This is a genomic window from Flavobacterium sp. YO12 (assembly GCF_004119495.1).
GTDB lineage: Bacteria > Bacteroidota > Bacteroidia > Flavobacteriales > Flavobacteriaceae > Flavobacterium.
Map to the genome: position 1 here is coordinate 1 of NZ_NRQU01000079.1, position 18,833 is coordinate 18,833.

The 18,833-nt window shown below is 32.6% G+C and carries 20 protein-coding genes and 3 tRNA genes; 11 read left to right on the forward strand and 12 right to left on the reverse strand.

What is annotated here, in order from left to right; all coding sequences use genetic code 11:
- Positions 1 to 34 precede the first annotated feature (34 nt).
- The 3 genes from BOW55_RS18435 to BOW55_RS18445 all read left to right on the forward strand — a co-directional run bounded on the left by BOW55_RS18435 (position 35) and on the right by BOW55_RS18445 (position 1,908).
- Positions 35 to 703 (forward strand): response regulator transcription factor, encoded by a 669-nt coding sequence (locus BOW55_RS18435; protein ID WP_129025706.1) that lies wholly within the window; start codon positions 35 to 37, stop codon positions 701 to 703.
- A 143-nt stretch (positions 704 to 846) separates the two neighbouring features.
- Entirely contained in the window at positions 847 to 1,014 is a 168-nt protein-coding gene (locus tag BOW55_RS18440) for a hypothetical protein (RefSeq protein WP_164975068.1), read from the forward strand.
- 90 nt (positions 1,015 to 1,104) lie between these two features.
- Positions 1,105 to 1,908 carry an endonuclease/exonuclease/phosphatase family protein gene (locus BOW55_RS18445; protein WP_129025709.1) on the forward strand — a complete coding sequence of 268 codons (804 nt, stop codon included), beginning with the start codon at positions 1,105 to 1,107 and terminating at the stop codon, positions 1,906 to 1,908.
- On the opposite strand, the gene BOW55_RS18450 is transcribed toward BOW55_RS18445, so the two are convergent.
- The 10 genes from BOW55_RS18450 to tgt form a co-directional block, all read right to left on the reverse strand.
- Positions 1,905 to 3,164 carry an asparagine synthetase B gene (locus BOW55_RS18450; protein ID WP_129025711.1) on the reverse strand — a complete coding sequence of 420 codons (1,260 nt, stop codon included), beginning with the start codon at positions 3,162 to 3,164 and terminating at the stop codon, positions 1,905 to 1,907. The two genes, BOW55_RS18445 and BOW55_RS18450, sit on opposite strands and share 4 nt — an antisense overlap.
- A 336-nt stretch (positions 3,165 to 3,500) precedes the next feature.
- A complete protein-coding gene (locus BOW55_RS18455) occupies positions 3,501 to 4,166 on the reverse strand; it encodes a response regulator transcription factor (RefSeq protein ID WP_129025712.1) in 666 nt (221 codons plus the stop codon).
- A 110-nt stretch (positions 4,167 to 4,276) separates the two neighbouring features.
- Positions 4,277 to 5,068 carry a sensor histidine kinase gene (locus tag BOW55_RS18460; RefSeq protein ID WP_129025714.1) on the reverse strand — a complete coding sequence of 264 codons (792 nt, stop codon included), beginning with the start codon at positions 5,066 to 5,068 and terminating at the stop codon, positions 4,277 to 4,279.
- A 31-nt stretch (positions 5,069 to 5,099) separates the two neighbouring features.
- Complete coding sequence (locus tag BOW55_RS18465; protein ID WP_241686610.1) at positions 5,100 to 5,591, reverse strand: hypothetical protein; 492 nt, start codon at positions 5,589 to 5,591, stop codon at positions 5,100 to 5,102.
- 159 nt (positions 5,592 to 5,750) lie between these two features.
- Positions 5,751 to 6,113, reverse strand: coding sequence for a hypothetical protein (locus tag BOW55_RS18470; protein WP_129025718.1), 363 nt, complete (start codon positions 6,111 to 6,113; stop codon positions 5,751 to 5,753).
- A gap of 190 nt (positions 6,114 to 6,303) precedes the next feature.
- The gene (gene dnaB, locus BOW55_RS18475) at positions 6,304 to 7,848 is read right to left on the reverse strand and encodes a replicative DNA helicase (protein WP_089054216.1); all 1,545 of its coding nucleotides are present in this window, start codon (positions 7,846 to 7,848) and stop codon (positions 6,304 to 6,306) included.
- A gap of 139 nt (positions 7,849 to 7,987) precedes the next feature.
- Entirely contained in the window at positions 7,988 to 8,941 is a 954-nt protein-coding gene (locus BOW55_RS18480) for an acetyl-CoA carboxylase carboxyltransferase subunit alpha (protein ID WP_089054215.1), read from the reverse strand.
- Positions 8,942 to 9,052: 111 nt separating this feature from the next.
- Positions 9,053 to 9,940 (reverse strand): DMT family transporter, encoded by an 888-nt coding sequence (locus BOW55_RS18485; protein WP_089054214.1) that lies wholly within the window; start codon positions 9,938 to 9,940, stop codon positions 9,053 to 9,055.
- Entirely contained in the window at positions 9,927 to 11,015 is a 1,089-nt protein-coding gene (locus BOW55_RS18490; protein ID WP_089054213.1) for an LptF/LptG family permease, read from the reverse strand. The genes BOW55_RS18485 and BOW55_RS18490 overlap by 14 nt, the downstream gene beginning before the upstream one ends.
- A 104-nt stretch (positions 11,016 to 11,119) precedes the next feature.
- Complete coding sequence (gene tgt / locus BOW55_RS18495; RefSeq protein ID WP_089054212.1) at positions 11,120 to 12,250, reverse strand: tRNA guanosine(34) transglycosylase Tgt; 1,131 nt, start codon at positions 12,248 to 12,250, stop codon at positions 11,120 to 11,122.
- A gap of 147 nt (positions 12,251 to 12,397) precedes the next feature.
- On the opposite strand from tgt, the gene BOW55_RS18500 reads away from it, so the two are divergent.
- The 3 genes from BOW55_RS18500 (at position 12,398) to BOW55_RS18510 (ending at position 15,337) form a co-directional block, all read left to right on the forward strand.
- Positions 12,398 to 13,108, forward strand: coding sequence for a polysaccharide deacetylase family protein (locus tag BOW55_RS18500; protein ID WP_241686611.1), 711 nt, complete (start codon positions 12,398 to 12,400; stop codon positions 13,106 to 13,108).
- Positions 13,109 to 13,459: 351 nt separating this feature from the next.
- Complete coding sequence (locus BOW55_RS18505) at positions 13,460 to 14,308, forward strand: transketolase (RefSeq protein ID WP_129025720.1); 849 nt, start codon at positions 13,460 to 13,462, stop codon at positions 14,306 to 14,308.
- A 75-nt stretch (positions 14,309 to 14,383) separates the two neighbouring features.
- Complete coding sequence (locus tag BOW55_RS18510) at positions 14,384 to 15,337, forward strand: transketolase family protein (protein WP_089054235.1); 954 nt, start codon at positions 14,384 to 14,386, stop codon at positions 15,335 to 15,337.
- 259 nt (positions 15,338 to 15,596) lie between these two features.
- On the opposite strand, the gene BOW55_RS18515 is transcribed toward BOW55_RS18510, so the two are convergent.
- The gene (locus BOW55_RS18515; RefSeq protein ID WP_129025722.1) at positions 15,597 to 16,766 is read right to left on the reverse strand and encodes an FKBP-type peptidyl-prolyl cis-trans isomerase; all 1,170 of its coding nucleotides are present in this window, start codon (positions 16,764 to 16,766) and stop codon (positions 15,597 to 15,599) included.
- Positions 16,767 to 16,845: 79 nt separating this feature from the next.
- On the opposite strand from BOW55_RS18515, the gene BOW55_RS18520 reads away from it, so the two are divergent.
- Positions 16,846 to 17,235 carry an RNA-binding S4 domain-containing protein gene (locus BOW55_RS18520; protein ID WP_129025724.1) on the forward strand — a complete coding sequence of 130 codons (390 nt, stop codon included), beginning with the start codon at positions 16,846 to 16,848 and terminating at the stop codon, positions 17,233 to 17,235.
- A 73-nt stretch (positions 17,236 to 17,308) separates the two neighbouring features.
- Entirely contained in the window at positions 17,309 to 17,809 is a 501-nt protein-coding gene (locus BOW55_RS18525; RefSeq protein ID WP_129025726.1) for a phosphoribosyltransferase family protein, read from the forward strand.
- Here the strand turns inward: BOW55_RS18525 and BOW55_RS18530 are convergent.
- The gene (locus tag BOW55_RS18530) at positions 17,801 to 18,319 is read right to left on the reverse strand and encodes a shikimate kinase (protein WP_129025728.1); all 519 of its coding nucleotides are present in this window, start codon (positions 18,317 to 18,319) and stop codon (positions 17,801 to 17,803) included. The two genes, BOW55_RS18525 and BOW55_RS18530, sit on opposite strands and share 9 nt — an antisense overlap.
- A 127-nt stretch (positions 18,320 to 18,446) precedes the next feature.
- On the opposite strand from BOW55_RS18530, the gene BOW55_RS18535 reads away from it, so the two are divergent.
- From BOW55_RS18535 to BOW55_RS18545, 3 genes are all read left to right on the forward strand, one after another.
- Positions 18,447 to 18,519 (forward strand) — tRNA-Lys (locus tag BOW55_RS18535).
- Between the two features lie 40 nt (positions 18,520 to 18,559).
- A tRNA-Lys gene (locus tag BOW55_RS18540) sits at positions 18,560 to 18,632 on the forward strand.
- 44 nt (positions 18,633 to 18,676) lie between these two features.
- Positions 18,677 to 18,759, forward strand: a tRNA-Leu gene (locus tag BOW55_RS18545).
- The last annotated feature ends 74 nt before the right edge of the window (positions 18,760 to 18,833 follow it).

Sequence of the window (18,833 nt, forward strand, 5' to 3'; positions counted from 1 at the left end):
TAAATTTCACTTTCCCTTTATAAAGTAAAGTATTATGTTTAAAAAAGTTTTAGTAGCAGAAGATCTAGATAGTATAAGCATAGCGGTTATTCAAGCGCTTGAAGATTTACAAATACCTATAATTCATCATGTAAAATACTGTGATGACGGATTATTAAAAATAAAGAAAGGTTTAAAAGATAAAGAACCTTATGATTTACTAATTACTGATTTATCTTTTAAAATAGATCATCGCGAAACTATTCTAGAAAGCGGAGATGATCTGATAGAAGCAATTAATGCAATACAACCCAGCATAAAAAAGATTGTATTCTCAATAGAAGATAAACCATACAGAATTAAAACCCTTTTTAATGATTTAGGGATTAATGCTTATGTTTCAAAAGGAAGAAATAGCATTCATGAATTAAGAAATGCAATTGAGAAGACCTATAATGAAGAGGAGAAAATACTATCCTCAGATTTAAATTTTAGTTTTAATGATAAATCGTTGATAGAAATTGAGTCTTATGACATTTCAATTTTAAAACTTCTAGCTCAAGGTCATATATTAGAAAGTATTTCAAATGAGTTTAAAGTAAATGCAATAACTCCTAATGGAACGAGCAGCATAGAAAAACGAATAAATAAATTAAAAATCTACTTCAAAGCAAATAACAATGTGCATTTAATTGCTATTGCAAAGGATTTTGGACTGGTTTAATTTTTCTATTCTTTTACGGATTCCCGTAAGGAAATGCACATTTATAGACATAAGTTTGCTATAACCTACGAATCTACCTAATGAAGTTAAAATACAAATTCAATTTATTTGCAAAAATAAATACAACCAATAATAAAATTATTATGAAAACTATGATCTTGTGCCTATTTCTTTCCCTGACTTTTGCTCTAGTTTCTGAGAAAACAGGATGGCTTGAAGTTGATTGGAAAATTGTTTTTATTCCTGCTCTTCTTGTTTTACAAATTATTATTATTGGAACGGCATTGAAAAACAGATATAAAAAACACTAAGCTGATTAGAACAAAATAATATCTAACAATGAAGTTATAAAAAGAGAGAGAAAAACCCAATTGCTTATCTTTGATTTTTTTTATAAGCAGATGAAAAATACAATAATTTACGTTCTCTTACTATTTACAGCTCATTCATTTTCACAAACCAAATTTCTTTCTTGGAATTTGGAAAATTTTGGCAAATCAAAAACTCAATCCAGCTTAAATTTTATAGCTGCTACTGTTCAAGACTATGATATTGTTGCGATTCAAGAAATTGTAGCAGGATATGGCGGCGCGCAAACTGTTGCAAAACTTTCACAATTATTAAATGAAAAAGGATCAAAATGGGATTATACCATTAGTGAACCAACCAGCGGTACGAGCTACAAAACAGAACGTTATGCTTTTCTCTGGAAAACCAGCAAAGCTAAACTAAAAGGAAAACCTTGGCTTGAAAAAAAATATTCGTTAGAGATTGACCGAGAGCCTTATTTTGCAACATTTGAAATAGATAAAAAAACGGTAACTCTAGTTAATTTTCATGCCATTACAAAAAAGAAACAGCCTGAAACTGAAATTAAGTATTTTAAATTTCTTCCTAAAGAATATCCAGATTTAAACTTAGTTTTTGCAGGTGATTTTAATTGTCCAGAATCGCATACTGTTTTCAATCCGCTAAAAAAAGTTGGATATATATCTATACTGCAAAAACAAAAAACCACTTTAAAGCAAAAATGCAAATATGACGAATGTTTATCGTCTGAATTTGACAATATTTTCTACAATCCTGCTAAGTTTAAAAATACTCGATCTGGAGTAATTTTATTTTACAAAAAATTTGATTCTCTTCAAGAAGCTAGAAAAATATCAGATCACATCCCTATTTGGTTTGAATTTTCACTCAATTAAGTTTTCAGTTTTTTCTTTTTTGCAGCAGGAAATAAAACATTATTTAAAATTAAACGATAACCCGGAGAATTTGGATGTAAATCTAAAACAGTAGGCGGATCACCAACTTGATGCTGATAATCTTCTGGATCATGACCTCCAAAAAAAGTAAACATCCCTTTTCCCTTTTCACCATGAATGTACCTGGCTTCGCCATTTATTTCGCAAGTTCCCATTACAAGAACATTTGATTTCACCAAAGTTTCATTAAACGAAGTTGTCTGTCCCATAAATCCTTTTACCAATTGAGTATGATTCTGACATAACATACTTGGAATTGGATCCCACTTTGCAGAAAATTCCATTAAAGTAAAATAATCTTTATCCATAGGAACTCGGCGTACAGATGTCATATCAATATCTGAAAATTCATAAACTTCTGGTCTTCGTTCTAAAATAAAGTTTTTAAACGCAAATGAATTTCCATAATTCAATTTTGACTGATAATTAGATTCACTTGGATCTCCATCAAACATGGTTTCACAAATATCAACGCCGTCAGCGGCAAGAGCAATATCAAAACTATCAGTAGCTGAACACATTGCAAACATAAAACCGCCGCCAACTACAAAATCTCTAATTTTTTTTGCAACTGCTCCTTTTTCTATTGAAACTTTAGGATAGCCCAATTTCGAAGCTAAAGCTTCGGCATCTTTCTTTTGTTCAATATACCATGGCGTATTTTTATAAGCGGTATAAAATTTTCCATATTGCCCAGTAAAATCTTCATGATGTAAATGAAGCCAATCATAAAGCAATAATTGATCACTTAAAACTTCCTCGTCATAAATAGGTGTAAATGGAATTTCGGCATAAGTCAAAACCAGCGTCACAGCATCATCCCATGGTTGCTTCCCTTTTGGAGTGTAAACTGCAATTTTTGGCGCTTTTTCAAGAATAACAGATTCCATATTTTGAGACGGGCTGGAAATATCGTTTAATAAAGAAGCTTCTTCACTATCAGAAAGTATCTCAAAACTTACTCCTCTAATTTTACATTCTTTGCGAATTTCCTCAGCATCAGGCAGTAAAAATGAACCGCCGCGATAATTAAGCAGCCAGCTTGCTTTATAATCTTTACTTAAACACCAATATGTTATCCCGTATGCCTTTAAATGATTCTGCTGAGTGGTCTCATCCATTGGAAGCAGTATAAACGAAGCTTTAGCTTGAAATGAGAGCAATACAATAAATATATATAAGAAGTATTTTTTCATCAGAAAATTATTTTAGTAAAGATATAAGGATACCTGCAAAAACACAAAAGATATAAATGTTTTATAATTAAATAAAACGTTAAAAGTCAATATACATAAATGAATCACGGTAATAGAAAAACACGTATAAACACGTACTCTTTAAATGAAAAAACTACTTACATTTGAAATCCCAAATCATCAAACTAATCAATGTAAAACCATAGCCATGAAGTTTAATGATAGTAACAACCAACCAAAAGGTCTTAATGTAATACAAAAAATAGGTCTTTGCTTACTTGTATTTACGATAATACTATATTACGTATTATCCATTCATTTTTTAACCAGCTAAATTTATAGGGTCAAAACTGCGATTTCGTTTTGAATAGCATACACTACTAAACCAGCAATATTTCTAGATTCTGTTTTTAGCAGTAAATTATTGCGATGCCCTTCGACTGTTCTCGGACTTAAAAAAAGATGTTCCGCAATTTCTGTAGTTGTTTTTTGCTGACAAATAAGCTGAAGAATTTCAATTTCACGAGGCGAAAGAAAACTCGTTTCTAAACTTCCTTTAGAGTTTTTTGAAGATACAATGGTTTCTTGAATTGTTTTTAAAACACTTTCGTTATAATAAAACCCCTTTGTATAAACTTCATTAATGGTTTTAATTAAATCTTTTGGAGTTGTATTTTTAATTAAATAAGCAACGGCTCCAACCTGAATCATATTTGCAATAAATGATTTAGAGTCGTAACTAGTAAGTGCAATAATTTTTATTTGAGGAAAAGATTTTCGAATAATTTTTGTTGCTTCAACACCATTTAAAACAGGCATTTTCAAATCCATGATAATAATATCTGGTATATTATCATTTTCTTGCAGCTTTGAAACTAATTCTTCGCCATTTGAGGATTCAAAAACAATTTCAATATTAGCTTCTCTTTGCAATAAAAAAGCTATTCCTTTTCGAAACAATACTTCGTCATCGACTAAAGCAATTTTTATAACGGGATTCATTTTTTATGTTTTTGGTCATTTGGTTTCCCGAAATTACGAAATTTGAACCAAAAAAACCTCAAAACTCCTGTTAAATTGGTTAAAATCTAGTTTTTAAACACTACACTCTGCTAAAAAGTAAAAACAACAGCAAGTCCTTTGCCAATTTCAGACTTTAACTTAATTGTTCCGTTCAAAAAAGATATTCGAGAATCAATATTTTTCCAACCAAGTCCTTTTTGATTTTCGGCATTTTTACTGTCAAACCCTACTCCATTATCTTCATAATAACAAGTTGGAGTTTCATCAACTAACCTAAAGCTAATCCAAATTTCAGCAGCTTTTCCGTGGCGAACAGAATTATTCATCAACTCTTGAAGAATTCTAAAAACATGCAAATGACGATCAATATCATTCTCGTCAAAATCAAGCTCATTTTCATAATGTGTCTGCACCGATTTTCCGCTTTCAAATTCTTCACATAACTCTTCGATTCCTGCATTAAGTCCAAATTTTTCAAAAACTGGCGGCAACAAATTATGTGCAATTTTTCTTGAATTCTCAAGTGCTTTTGCAGTAAGTGAAATAATATTTTCGGTTATTTCACCTACCTCCTGTTCAGTTAAATTTGAAGAAGTCAGCAAATGACTATTTAGTGAAACTATATTCAGCTTAGAACTAATATCGTCATGCAAATCCTGAGCAATTCGCTTTCGCTCCTCTTCTTGAGTAACAATTATAGCATGAAGCTGATCCTTTTGATGTTGAATTTCAAGATTTTTATTCTCAATTTCCTTTTGAATTATTTTCTTTCTAGAGAAATAAAAGAATATTATTAAAACAACTGCTACTACAATAAAAAAAAGTGAAATATATAAAATTATGGCAACAAGTTCTTTTTCAGGAATTGAGTTCGTTCTCATATTAAGTTAATCTTTATCGCAAATTTTTCAATTAAACTAATGAACCTTTTTTTGGATTGGTTTTAATCCAATCGTATAAAATAAAAAGCTGATACACTACGATTAAAAAAGCATTCAACATCCACGTTACGTATTTTAGATCAGCACTTAATTCGGGCGAAAGATTACCTACTAAAAACAGCACCGTACTGGTTAGCAAATAAAAAACAATGCCAATGCTTATATAATAATATTCTTTATTTTCTGTAAGCATATTATAGAAATGAATTAGAGCAAAAACAACAATCAACAAGGATGTTAATGTAATTTCAAATAAATTAAATTTAAAAAATTGATTTGGATCCATAATACACTGTGCTCCTAAAACCATTAAAGCAATTATCACACTGGTTTTTACAAATAACTTTTGGCCTTTTATGTGCATCAATGAATTATAGAACAACCCTAATAAAATCATTTGTCCTACAAAGAATATATTAATAGCCAGCAAATTATTACCTCTTAGGAAATAAATAATCTCCATATAGATCTGCAGTAAAAAGGAAAAAGCTAAGTAAGAAACAAAAAAAACATTAGCTTTTTCCTTTCGGAAAAAGCTATATGAATATAATATAAGATTTAATAATAAAATCAAATAAGCTGAATAAATTAAAAAATCATCCACTTTGTAGTTTTTTTAAAATCAATATGGAGGACAAGGACGAGCACCATCATAAGCATCTTCATCTTCACCCGGATCTGCATCTTCAGCATTTTTTGGCTGAACAGGCGGCCCATAAACATCTACATAAGTATCTGTTTCTTTATCATATCTTGCTCCAACAAAAATTAACGTTCTTTCGTTTTGGTCATTAATTCCAATATGTGCACGAACAGCAACAGTATTAAGCTTTAATACCATTTCTAAACTTTCTCTTGGTATTAAAAAAGCTTTTACTTTTTTAGTACTGTCTTCAATTGTGGTATCTTTTTGATATTTTTCCTCCCATTTTACAGCAGTCGCTTTTGTAATTTTAATAGGTCCTGGAAAGTCTTCTTCTTTCATGGTTTTTTGATTTAAATTGGTTAATAGTATTTAATTTGTTAATTGGATTTGCTAAACTACCGAATTAATTTTATATAAGAAATATTATTACGCAAAATTGCAGATAGTTAAGGAACTGCTGAACAAAAAAAAATCTTCGTAAGTATTTAACTTACAAAGATTTATTTATTTTACTATCTCTTTTTTACAATTAAAAAGGAACATCACTATCATCATCATCGTCATTCAAATTACTGCCAAAAGCTTCATTTGCCGAAGGTAAATTCTTCGTAATAAACGGATTATCATCATGGTTCATTTTTGATGGTAAATCATCATAACCACCTGAAAAATCATCAAGATTATCAAATTTTCCTAAGTGTCCTATAAATTTCAATCGAATGTTTTCAATACCACCATTACGGTGTTTCGCGATCATAATTTCGGCCTGACCTGCTGTTGGCGAAGCTTCATCATCATCCCATTCTTCGATTTTGTAATATTCTGGTCGGTATAAAAACGAAACAATATCCGCATCCTGCTCAATAGCTCCAGATTCACGAAGATCCGATAGTAACGGACGCTTACTTGATCCACGTGTTTCAACGGCACGCGACAACTGCGAAAGTGCAATTACTGGAACATTTAACTCTTTTGCTAAGGCTTTTAAGTTTCGAGAAATTGTCGAAATTTCCTGCTCACGATTTCCTCCTCCCTTATTATTTCCTCCAGCAGTCATCAACTGCAAATAATCAATGATTATAATTTTGATACTATGCTGCGAAACTAAACGACGACATTTTGCACGTAAATCGAATATCGAAAGTGATGGTGTATCGTCAATAAACAATGGGGCTTTTTCTAAATCTTTTACTTTAGTACTCAGCTGCTCCCATTCGTGTTTTTCTAATTTTCCTGTTCTTAATTTTTCAGAAGACAATCCTGTTTCAGAAGAGATAAGCCTCGTAATCAACTGAACTGATGCCATCTCCAAAGAGAACAAAGCTACCCCATGTCCATATTGAATCGCGATATTTCTTGCCATCGAAAGTACAAAGGCTGTTTTTCCCATCGCAGGTCTCGCTGCAATAATAATTAAATCGCTGGGCTGCCATCCAGAAGTTAATTTATCTAGATTATGAAAACCAGTTTCAACACCACTCAAACCTTCTTTACCAGCAATTTCCTCAATTTTTTTCTTAGCTTGTAAAACTAAACTCTGAGCAGTTTCAGAACTACGTTTAATATTTCCTTGTGTAACTTCGTATAATTTTGACTCGGCTTTATCCAGCAAATCAAATACGTCTGTACTTTCGTCATATGATTCTTCGATAATCTCAGACGAAATTCGAATCAAACTTCTTTGAATAAATTTTTGAAGAATAATACGAGAGTGAAATTCGATATGGGCAGAAGACGCAATCTTTTGAGTAAGCTGAATTAAATAAAAATCTCCGCCTGCTATTTCTAATTTTCCATTTTTCTTTAATTGACTTGAAACTGTCAACAAATCTATTGGCTGCGTTTCTGTAAAAAGCTGTAAAATTGCCTCAAAAATATGTTTGTGTGATTCTTTGTAAAAAGCATCAGGCTGCAAAATATCAATTACATCATCAACCCCTTTTTTATCGATCATCATTGCCCCAAGAACAGCCTCTTCCATCTCTATTACTTGTGGAGGTAATTTACCTTTCTCCAGATTAATAATAGTGGTTTTATCGACTTTTATAGGGTTTACGTTTTTGAAATTTTCCATATAGCGAAAGTAACAAATTTAAAAAAAAATTGTTATCGAGTTATAACTATTGTGTGTTTATAAATAAGTTTTTTTTGTTGATAACCAAAAAAAAATCCGAAACCGCAGGGCTTCGGATTTAAAATAATATTTTATGAATTTACTCTTTAAACTCGCCCATATTGCTGTATTTGTCCATTCTTTGGGCAATTAGCTCAGCTGTTGATAAGTCTTTCAATTCGTTATATCCTTTGGTAATATATTCCGCAACTGTTTTAAAAGTAGTTTCTCTGTCATAGTGTGCTCCACCAAGTGGTTCAGGGATAACATCATCAACTAATTTTTGTTTTTTCATATCAGATGAAGTCAATTTCAAAGCTTCAGCAGCACGTTCTTTGTACTCCCAGCTTTTCCATAAAATAGAAGAACATGATTCTGGTGAAATTACAGAATACCACGTATTTTCTAACATATAAACTTTGTCTCCAACACCAATTCCTAAAGCACCTCCAGAAGCACCTTCACCAACAATAATTGTGATAATTGGCACTTGTAAACGAACCATTTCGAAAATGTTTCTAGCGATAGCTTCTCCTTGCCCGCGTTCTTCTGCTTCAAGTCCTGGATAAGCACCCGGAGTATCTACTAAAGTCACAACTGGAATCCCAAATTTCTCTGCCATTTTCATTAAACGCAAAGCTTTACGGTATCCTTCAGGGTTTGCCATACCAAAATTACGATACTGACGTGTTTTAGTATTTGTTCCTTTTTGCTGACCAATGATCATATACGACTGTCCGTTTATTTTACCAAGACCGCCAACCATTGCTTTATCATCTTTAAAGTTTCTGTCTCCATGAAGCTCTAAAAAAGTATCACCGCAAATTGCTCTGATATAATCTAAAGTATATGGCCTATTTGGATGTCTTGACAATTGTACACGCTGCCAAGCCGTAAGGTTTTTGTATATTTCTTTCTTAGTCTCTACTAATTTCTTGTTGATTTCTTTACAAGTAGGCGTAACATCAACATCAGATTCTTTTCCAATTATAACGCACTTTTCTAACTGTTCTTCAAGTTCTTTTATTGGAAGCTCAAAATCTAAATATTCCATGGATTTTTGAATTTTGTTTTTAAATCGAACCGCAAATATAAAAATATTATATCATTGGCGTAGTTAATTGTTATTAAAGTATCAAATTGTAATTTAAAAATAAGTAAAACTTTACAGTTTTTTCTTGTTTTGGTAATGTTTAAAAACGCCGTTTAAAATAACTGTAATCACAATTATTAAAGCGCCAATATAAAATTCTGTACTCATTTTTTCTTTTCCGCCAAGAATAAAATAAGCCAGCATAATTCCGTAAACGGGTTCTAAATTAGTCGTTAACATAACTGTATAAGGCGTTAATCGCTGCATCACTTTCACCGAAGCTGTAAATGCATAAGCCGTGCAGACAGAAGCTAAAACCAATAACAAAACCCAATTGTTTAATGACATCACAAAAAAGTCAGCATTGAATTTTCCTAAAACCAAAAAATAAATTGTGATAAAAAAAACTCCTGCTCCAAATTCATAAAATGTAATTAAAGATGGTTCATGATCTGATATAAGTTTACCATTCATCAAAGTGAATAAAACTCCTAAAATTATTGATATTAAAGCGTAATAAACTCCCGTCAGGTACTTTATTTCTACTTGAAGTATCAAGGCTAAACCTGCGATAATAACTAATCCAAAGAAAACCTCATACCACAGAATTTTGCGCCCATAAAACAGTGGCTCTAATAAAGAAGCAAAAAAAGCTCCGAGCGAAAAAATAGATAATGTTATCGAAACATTAGAGACATGAATCGCTTTGAAGAAAAAAATCCAGTGAAGCGCTATCAATAATCCAACAAAAATGAGTTTAGCGAAAGATTGTGCAGATATAGCAAAAGACTGTTTTTTGTAGACAATAAATCCACCAAGAAAAATTCCCGCTATCAACATTCTGAACCAAACTAAATTTTCGGCGTCAATTGTAATTAAAGCACCCAAAATAGCCGTAAAACCCCAGATAAAAACAATTAAATGAAGATTTAAGTAACTTTTTAAATTATCGTTTCGCATTACGTAATAAGTAAACCGCTAGAATTCCAAAAACAATATTTGGAAACCAAACAGCTAAAAATGGTGAGAAAGTAGATTTTTCGGCAAGTGTACCAAATATTTTATCAAAAAACACAAATGAAAAGGCAATCGCAATTCCAATCGCTAAATTTGTTCCCATACCGCCTCGACGTTTCATAGAAGAAACCGCAACCGCAATAATGGTTAAGATAAAAGCCGAAACCGGCACGCTGTATTTTTTATAAAGAACTACTAAATAAGTATTAATATTACCTGAACCTCTCTTTTTCTCTTTATCGATAAAGTCGATTAACTTGCCCAAAGTAAGCGTTTCTGCTATATACACAACAGGTGTTAAATCAGCTAGTTCAAATTTAAACTTGACATTCTTTTCGGGAACCTTTTCGATTACATCATTCAATTCGCCTAAAGTTCTTTTTGTATAATCATACAAAATATACGTTTTCAATTTTGGATCCCACTTAATACGACTTGCAGTAATTTTATAGGTTAACTTCTCTTTTTCAAAGTGTTCTAATGTAAAATTAAATGCTGTTTTTGTTTCCTCATTAAAACTATTTACAAAGATAAAATCATGATCATTTATCTGTCTGTAAACATTTGTATTTTCACCCCGCATAAGTTCTTTACCATTTCCTTTAAGATACGTATATCTAAAATTATTATAGCCTTCACTCGCCGCTGGAACAATGAAAAACCCCATTAATAAAACAAAAATAGAAACAATTGTAGCGCCAATAATATAAGGACGCAAGAATCTGGTATACGAAATACCCGAACTTAAAATCGCAATAATTTCTGTATTATTTGCCAGTTTTGATGTAAACCAAATTACTGACAAAAACAGGAATATCGGAAATAAGGAATTTATAAAATAAATAGTAAAATTGTAATAATAGAGCGCAATATCCATAAATGGAATCTTGTTTTCCAGCATCTTATTAACTTTCTCAGATACATCAATTACGATTCCAATTGGCGCAAACAAAAGCAGCATCACAGAAAAAGTTCCAAGGTATCTTTTTAAGATGTATTTATCTATTATTGTTAACATATAAATTTTGTTTCAAATTTAAAAACTTCAGGTTTCACGTTTTAAGCTTCAGATTACTATTGGCAACTTGAAACTTAAAACTAATAAAACTTGAAGCTCTTTTTTTATAGTCTTTGACTCATATTTTTAACCATCATTTCTTTCCATGGTCTAAAATCGCCAGCTAAGATATGTTTTCTAGCTTCACGAACCAACCACATATAAAAACCAAGATTATGAATCGTTGCAATTTGTTTCCCTAAATACTCGTTGGCTGCAAATAAGTGGCGTAAATATGCTTTTGAGTATTCTGTATCTACAAAAGTATGTCCCATTTCGTCGATAGGAGAAAAATCAGCCTCCCACTTTTTATTTTTAATATTGATTGTTCCATTTGCAGTAAACAACATTCCGTTTCTTGCATTACGTGTAGGCATAACACAATCAAACATATCAATACCCAACGCAATATTTTCTAATATATTTATAGGAGTTCCAACACCCATTAAATATCGTGGTTTATCTTCTGGAAGAATTTCGCAAACTACTTCAGTCATTGCGTACATTTCCTCAGCAGGTTCTCCAACTGACAATCCGCCAATTGCATTTCCTTGCTGTCCTGCGTTTGCAATATATTCAGCTGACTGACGACGTAAATCTTTATATGTACTTCCTTGAACAATTGGAAAAAACGTTTGTTCGTAACCGTATTTGTAAGGAACTTTTTCTAAATGATTGATACAACGATCTAACCAACGGTGCGTCATGTGCATAGAACGCTGTGCATATCTGTAGTCACAAGGATATGGCGTACACTCGTCAAAAGCCATAATAATATCGGCTCCAATTGTACGCTGAATTTCCATTACATTTTCTGGCGTAAAAAAGTGATACGAACCATCAATATGCGATTTAAACTTTACTCCTTCTTCCTTAATTTTTCTATTTGAAGAAAGAGAATACACTTGATACCCGCCAGAATCAGTCAAAATATTACGATCCCAATTCATGAATTTATGCAATCCACCAGCTTTTTCAAGAATTTCTGTCTGCGGACGTAAATATAAATGATATGTATTTCCAAGAATAATATCTGGATTAATATCATCTTTCAATTCACGCTGATGCACTCCTTTTACAGAAGCCACCGTTCCAACAGGCATAAAAATAGGCGTTTCGATTACGCCGTGATCAGTAGTTATACTTCCCGCTCTTGCTTTAGACTGCGGATCTTTTTGTAATAAATCGAACTTCATTTGTTTCTTTTTTCAGTCGGCAAAGATAAGCTAATTTCAGGGAAATTTAATTAATTCGATAATTTGTCAATTATAAAATTGAGTTAATTCCAAAACAATATAAAACCTAAACTCCAGAAATTTTTAAATTTGAATAAAATCAATTAAATGAACCTAGCTCAAAAACTTGGATATCCAGAAAACGCCAAACTATTAATTATTCACGCCGATGATGCCGGATTATCACATTCAGAAAATCAAGCAACGATAAAAGCTCTCCAAAACGGATCTGTAAACTCATATAGCATAATGGTTCCTTGTCCGTGGTTTTTTGAAATGGCAACCTTCGCTAAAGAAAATCCAAATTACGACTGCGGAATTCATTTGACTTTGACTTGCGAATGGGAAAATTACAAATTCGGCCCAATTCTTCCTGTGTCAGAAGTTTCAAGTTTAGTCGATCAAAACGGTTATTTCTACAAAACAAGAAAAGATTTCAGGAACAATGCAAAACCTTCTGAAATTAAAAAGGAGCTTACTGCCCAAATCGAAAGAGCTTTGCAATTTAATATTCAACCAACGCATCTCGATTCACACATGTGCAGTATTGGTGTAACTCCAGAAATTTTAGAAATTTATAAAGAGCTGGGAAGAACATACAATTTACCAGTTTTCATTAATAAAGGTTTTGTTGAATCCATTAGTCTGTCTGATGAAAAATATGATTTTACAAATACTCTTTTAGCTGACAATCTTCTAATTGGCTATTATACCGATTTCGAAAAAGGAGAACTTAAAAAATCATATGAAAAAGCTTTAGACAATGTAATTCCAGGATTCAATGTTTTCTTGCTTCACCCCGCTTTTGATGATTTTTGAAATGCAAGGCATTACAATTAATCATCCCAATTTTGGATCAGAGTGGCGCCAAATTGATTTTGATTTTTTTACCAGTGATTCATGCAAATTAAAGCTTAAAGAAAATAACATTCAATTAGTCACATGGAAAGAGATTAGTCGATCCATATAGTTTATCAACTTTTACTCCTTATAAAAACATTTCCATCTGTATTGATAATTTGATGCAATATCTGCAGGAATTTTCTATTTCATACAATATCTGGAGAAAAGCGGCATAATTTAACAATTGCGACAAACTAAAGCAAAAAATCATTTGTCAGCCCGCAAAATAAAAATTACTTTTGCTCCAGTTTAACTTTTACATATAAAATGAAGCCTAACACACAACAATTAAGCGATTTAACGATCCAAGTAAGAAGAGACATTCTTAGAATGGTACATGCTGTCAACTCAGGTCACCCAGGTGGTTCATTAGGTTGTACTGAATTTTTGGTAACACTATACCAAAACATTATGGATCGTAAAGAAGGTTTTGACATGGATGGAATTGGAGAAGACATCTTCTTTTTATCAAACGGTCACATTTCGCCAGTATTTTACAGCGTTTTAGCTCGAAGCGGTTATTTCCCTGTTTCAGAACTTGCTACTTTCAGATTATTAAACTCTCGTTTACAAGGACACCCAACGACTCACGAAGGATTACCTGGAGTTCGTATGGCTTCTGGATCATTAGGACAAGGTTTATCTGTAGCTCTTGGTGCTGCTCAGGCTAAAAAATTAAATAACGACAATCATTTAATCTATACTCTTCACGGAGACGGAGAATTACAAGAAGGTCAAAACTGGGAAGCTATCATGTATGCTTCTGCTAAAAAAGTTGACAACCTTATTACAACAATCGACGTTAACGGAAAACAAATTGACGGAACAACTGATGAAGTTCTAGCAATGGGAAGTCTTCGTGCTAAATTCGAAGCTTTTGACTGGGACGTTCTTGAAATCAAAGAAGGAAACAATATTGATGCAATTATCGCTGGTTTAACTGATGCTAAATCTAGAACAGGAAAAGGAAAACCAGTTTGTATTTTATTACATACAGAAATGGGTAACGGGGTTGACTTTATGATGCACACTCATGCATGGCATGGAAAAGCACCAAACAATGATCAATTGGCAAGTGCTTTAGCTCAAAACATTTCAACTTTAGCAGACTATTAAAAAAAGCTTTAAGCTTTAAGCAGTAAGCTTTACGCCTATTGCCTATAGCCTATTGCGTACAGCAAAAAAACAAAAATGAAAAAATACGAAAATACAGGAAGTAAAGATACTCGTTCTGGTTTTGGAGCGGGAATGACTGAATTAGGTCAGAAAAACGAGAACGTTGTAGCACTATGTGCTGATTTAATTGGATCATTAAAATTTGATGATTTCAAGAAAAATCACCCTGAGCGTTTTTTCCAAATTGGAATCGCAGAAGCTAACATGATCGGAATTGCTGCTGGTTTAACAATTGGAGGTAAAATTCCATTTACAGGAACTTTCGCTAACTTCTCAACAGGAAGAGTTTACGATCAAATTCGTCAATCTGTTGCTTACTCTGATAAAAATGTAAAAATCTGTGCATCTCACGCTGGTTTAACATTAGGAGAAGACGGTGCAACTCACCAAATTTTAGAAGATATTGGATTAATGAAAATGCTACCAGGAATGACTGTAATCAATACTTGCGATTACAATCAAACTAAAGCCGCTACTATTGCATTAGCAGATCACCACGGCCCAGCTTACTTACGTTTTGGACGTCCAGTTGTAGCTAACTTTACTCCTGCTGACGAGCCTTTTGTAATTGGAAAAGCAATTTTATTAAACGAAGGAACTGATGTAACAATTGTTGCAACGGGACACTTAGTTTGGGAAGCTCTTATTGCCGCTGAAGCTTTAGAAGCAAAAGGAATCTCTGCTGAAGTAATCAACATTCATACAATCAAACCTCTTGACGAAGAAGCTATTCTTAAATCGGTTGCTAAAACAAAATGTATAGTTACGGCAGAAGAGCACAACTACCTTGGAGGTCTTGGAGAAAGCATTTCAGGAGTATTAGCTTTAAACAATCCTACTCCACAGGAATTTGTAGCAGTACAAGATAGTTTCGGTGAATCTGGAACTCCAGAACAATTAATGGAAAAATACAAACTAAACAATCAAGCAATTGTTGAAGCTGTAGAAAGAGTTATCAAAAGAAAATAATTTTCAATTTTCTTACTTTATAAAAAACCTCGAAATGTAAATTTCGAGGTTTTTTTATACACTTTTCACAGATTCAATCCCTATAACATTATACAATTTTATCTAAACAAATTCTTACTCTTAGATTCAGATTCACATTATAATTATCTTCAATAAATTTTCTAAGATTATTAACTAACCGAAACATATCCTCAACTGCGTGAACATAAAAAACCTCGAAATTCACATTTCGAGGTTTTCTTTTTACATTATAACAAATCTAATTCTTTTGATAAGGATACGTTTTATCTAAATAAATTCTTAATCTTGGATTTGCTTTATAATCGTCTTCAATAAACTTTCTAGGATTATTAATTGATTCCGGTTTCGAAGGATCTGTAAGCGCTCCAGTAGGTCTTCTAGGAATACCATACAACTCAGTCTCATCTATATTTGGAGTAGCAGGATTATCTCCAATTGGATCCCAAGGGTAATATTTACTTATACCTGTATTAGGAGCATCAGCTGGTTTTGTTACTTCAAACCTAGTACTAAAACCGTCACCATCATCATCAAAATCCAAAAAGTCTGCAATTCCATCACCATCCGTATCATCAATTAAACTAGCTGGTGGATTTGGATACTTAGTTGTATTTCTAAAATCATAAAGATAACCATCACCATTAACATCTTCTAAATAATCTGGAACACCGTCTCCCATAAACACTCGCGCTCCCGTACTAGAATTAAAAGTATACTCGTTATCCATTCTCTGAAGATCGTACAATTTAATAGTAAACACTAAAGGAGAATATGACGGAATATCATTTTTCACCTGTTCATAATACCCTAATCCAGACGGCAAAAATATAATCCCAGCTCCAAAATCCTGATACGTTACACTTCCATCTGGCGCTGTTGTAGAAACACCCGTTTTAAACTTTGGAAACATTTCTGACCACCCCTCAATCACAGTAACCTCTTCTGCAGTTGAAATAGCATATGGAAACAATAAAAATTTTCTTCCAACCCCATAAGACTGGTCAAAAACCTTCCCATTTAATAAATTACCTTTATAAGCAGCTACAATTTTATCAGTATTAGTAGGGGATTGCCCCGATCCTTTTCTTAAAGTTAAATAATAAACATTATAGGTGATATTATTACTATAGACATTTCTAGTCTCTAACGGATATACCTTTTGATCCCAAATAGATGTTTCAGTTCCTCCTGCAGGAATTTTTTCAATAACAACATCAAAATTAGGAGTTACTTCCTTGATATAATTAGTCTTTAAATATTTAATAATAGAATCATTATCTGCTTTATACTGTTCTGCATAATCTCTTACTGGCACCACCACTACATCCTCATCATCGTCCTTTTTAGAACAGGAAACCAAAGAAATACCTGCAAGCAATAAAATAAAATAATATTTAAATTTGTTCATTATTGTCCTTTTTTTAGGTGCGCAAGATACAATATTGATTTATTTTTGTAAAGAATTTAACTTTGATTTTAGAAAAATTATGCGAATAGATAAATACCTGTGGTGTGTTCGGTATTACAAAACCAGAAATATGGTAACCGAAGCCTGCAAAAAGAACCATATTACTGTAAATGGGCAGGTTGCAAAGCCTTCTAAAGAGGTTTTTCCTACTGACCGAATTACCTTTAGAAAGGATCAAATTACTCAAATTATAACCGTACTTGATATTCCTGAAAATCGTGTTGGAGCAAAACTAGTCGATATATATCGTAAAAACGAAACTCCGCCCGAAGCTTATGCTCATCTTGAATTATTAAAACTTTCGAAAGAGCATTATCGAAAAAGCGGTACTGGAAGACCAACCAAAAAAGACCGAAGAGATATTGACGAATATGGAAATGACATCATTGATGAAGACGATGAAAATTAAATTCTAAATCATCAAAAAATCAAAACCTCAACATTGGAATTTAAAATTTGTAATTTAGCCAAAAAATTAAATCATGAGCAACAACATCATCTTAACCAATCAGGAAATCGAACACAAAATAAAACGTATCGCTTATCAAATCTACGAGACATTTGTCGATGAGAACGAAGTTGTTATTGCCGGAATCGCATCAAACGGATCTATTTTTGCTCAAAAAATTGCTTTGGCTTTAAGTGAAATTTCAACACTAAAAGTTTCTCTTTGCGAAGTTAAGATCAATAAACAAAATCCGCAATTACCTATTCATACGTCTTTACCAAAAGAAGATTACGAAAACAAAGGACTGGTATTAGTTGATGACGTTTTAAATTCAGGCACAACTTTAATCTATGCTGTTCGCCACTTTTTAGACGTTCCATTAAAAAAATTCAAAACAGCGGTCCTAGTTGATCGTAATCACAAAAAGTATCCTGTAAAAGCAGACTTCAAAGGCATATCACTATCTACTTCTTTATTAGAGCACGTTCAGGTGGTTTTTGATGAAAGCAATGGCGATTCAGCCTTTTTAAGCTAGAATCTTCAAAATATCCTCAACAGTTTCGTCGACAGTTTTATCATCAACCACAACCTTAAATTGCGCGTGGTTGTAGTAAAAACTTCTGTCGAACAAATGTTTTGCGATAAACTCTTTCATTTCTTCCTCATTCATATCAGCTATCAAAGGGCGTTTACTTTTATTATGTACTAATCTATTATATAAAGTATCAATAGACGCCTTTAAATAAACTGAAACAAGATCCTCATTTTGCAATAATAAATGATTATTAGCATAACATGGAGTCCCTCCACCCAAACCTATAATATAATTTTCTGGAGATTGCAGCAATTCTAAGAACATTTCATGCTCTAATTTTCGAAAATAAATTTCTCCATGCTGCTCAAAAATGTCTTTTATAGACAAATTTGCTTTTTTTTCGATGCAAACATCCAAATCTAAAAACGGAATTTCAGTAATTTTTGATAAGTTTTGGGCAATTGTTGACTTTCCGCAACCCATATATCCTAATAATACAATCTTTTTCATTTTAATAATAACCTATAAATTAAGGCGTTGTAAATTTTGATTAAAAAAAGACAAATTTATAATAAAAATGCTTGCAAATAATAAAATAAACTCCTTATATTTGCACCCGCATTCAAGGAAAGAATATGACTCGATAGCTCAGTCGGTAGAGCACATCACTTTTAATGATGGGGTCCTGGGTTCGAGCCCCAGTCGGGTCACAAATTTTGTGATTTAACAAACACTTTCCTTGATAGCAATGACTCGATAGCTCAGTCGGTAGAGCACATCACTTTTAATGATGGGGTCCTGGGTTCGAGCCCCAGTCGGGTCACAAAAAAGGTCGAGTATTAATTTACTCGACCTTTTTTCATTTTAGGCCATGTGGAGAAACGGTAGACTCGCCATCTTGAGGGGGTGGTGCTCGCAAGGGCGTGAGGGTTCAAATCCCTCCATGGTCACTAAAAGGACAGAGCATAATTTTACACATTTTCCTTATTTTTGTTTACACAGTCTGCTTTAATTTTATTAAATT

What these genes read in the sequence shown, in the direction of transcription:
- BOW55_RS18450 (WP_129025711.1), bottom strand. Translation starts at nt 3,164, where the DNA reads ATGAAAAAATACTTCTTATATATATTTATTGTATTGCTCTCATTTCAA.
- BOW55_RS18470 (WP_129025718.1), bottom strand. Translation starts at nt 6,113, where the DNA reads ATGAAAGAAGAAGACTTTCCAGGACCTATTAAAATTACAAAAGCGACT.
- BOW55_RS18445 (WP_129025709.1), top strand. Translation starts at nt 1,105, where the DNA reads ATGAAAAATACAATAATTTACGTTCTCTTACTATTTACAGCTCATTCA.
- BOW55_RS18520 (WP_129025724.1), top strand. Translation starts at nt 16,846, where the DNA reads ATGCGAATAGATAAATACCTGTGGTGTGTTCGGTATTACAAAACCAGA.
- BOW55_RS18440 (WP_164975068.1), top strand. Translation starts at nt 847, where the DNA reads ATGAAAACTATGATCTTGTGCCTATTTCTTTCCCTGACTTTTGCTCTA.
- BOW55_RS18455 (WP_129025712.1), bottom strand. Translation starts at nt 4,166, where the DNA reads ATGAATCCCGTTATAAAAATTGCTTTAGTCGATGACGAAGTATTGTTT.
- BOW55_RS18500 (WP_241686611.1), top strand. Translation starts at nt 12,398, where the DNA reads ATGAACCTAGCTCAAAAACTTGGATATCCAGAAAACGCCAAACTATTA.
- tgt (WP_089054212.1), bottom strand. Translation starts at nt 12,250, where the DNA reads ATGAAGTTCGATTTATTACAAAAAGATCCGCAGTCTAAAGCAAGAGCG.
- dnaB (WP_089054216.1), bottom strand. Translation starts at nt 7,848, where the DNA reads ATGGAAAATTTCAAAAACGTAAACCCTATAAAAGTCGATAAAACCACT.
- BOW55_RS18485 (WP_089054214.1), bottom strand. Translation starts at nt 9,940, where the DNA reads ATGCGAAACGATAATTTAAAAAGTTACTTAAATCTTCATTTAATTGTT.
- BOW55_RS18435 (WP_129025706.1), top strand. Translation starts at nt 35, where the DNA reads ATGTTTAAAAAAGTTTTAGTAGCAGAAGATCTAGATAGTATAAGCATA.
- BOW55_RS18460 (WP_129025714.1), bottom strand. Translation starts at nt 5,068, where the DNA reads ATGAGAACGAACTCAATTCCTGAAAAAGAACTTGTTGCCATAATTTTA.
- BOW55_RS18515 (WP_129025722.1), bottom strand. Translation starts at nt 16,766, where the DNA reads ATGAACAAATTTAAATATTATTTTATTTTATTGCTTGCAGGTATTTCT.
- BOW55_RS18465 (WP_241686610.1), bottom strand. Translation starts at nt 5,591, where the DNA reads ATGGAGATTATTTATTTCCTAAGAGGTAATAATTTGCTGGCTATTAAT.
- BOW55_RS18530 (WP_129025728.1), bottom strand. Translation starts at nt 18,319, where the DNA reads ATGAAAAAGATTGTATTATTAGGATATATGGGTTGCGGAAAGTCAACA.
- BOW55_RS18505 (WP_129025720.1), top strand. Translation starts at nt 13,460, where the DNA reads ATGAAGCCTAACACACAACAATTAAGCGATTTAACGATCCAAGTAAGA.
- BOW55_RS18510 (WP_089054235.1), top strand. Translation starts at nt 14,384, where the DNA reads ATGAAAAAATACGAAAATACAGGAAGTAAAGATACTCGTTCTGGTTTT.
- BOW55_RS18480 (WP_089054215.1), bottom strand. Translation starts at nt 8,941, where the DNA reads ATGGAATATTTAGATTTTGAGCTTCCAATAAAAGAACTTGAAGAACAG.
- BOW55_RS18525 (WP_129025726.1), top strand. Translation starts at nt 17,309, where the DNA reads ATGAGCAACAACATCATCTTAACCAATCAGGAAATCGAACACAAAATA.
- BOW55_RS18490 (WP_089054213.1), bottom strand. Translation starts at nt 11,015, where the DNA reads ATGTTAACAATAATAGATAAATACATCTTAAAAAGATACCTTGGAACT.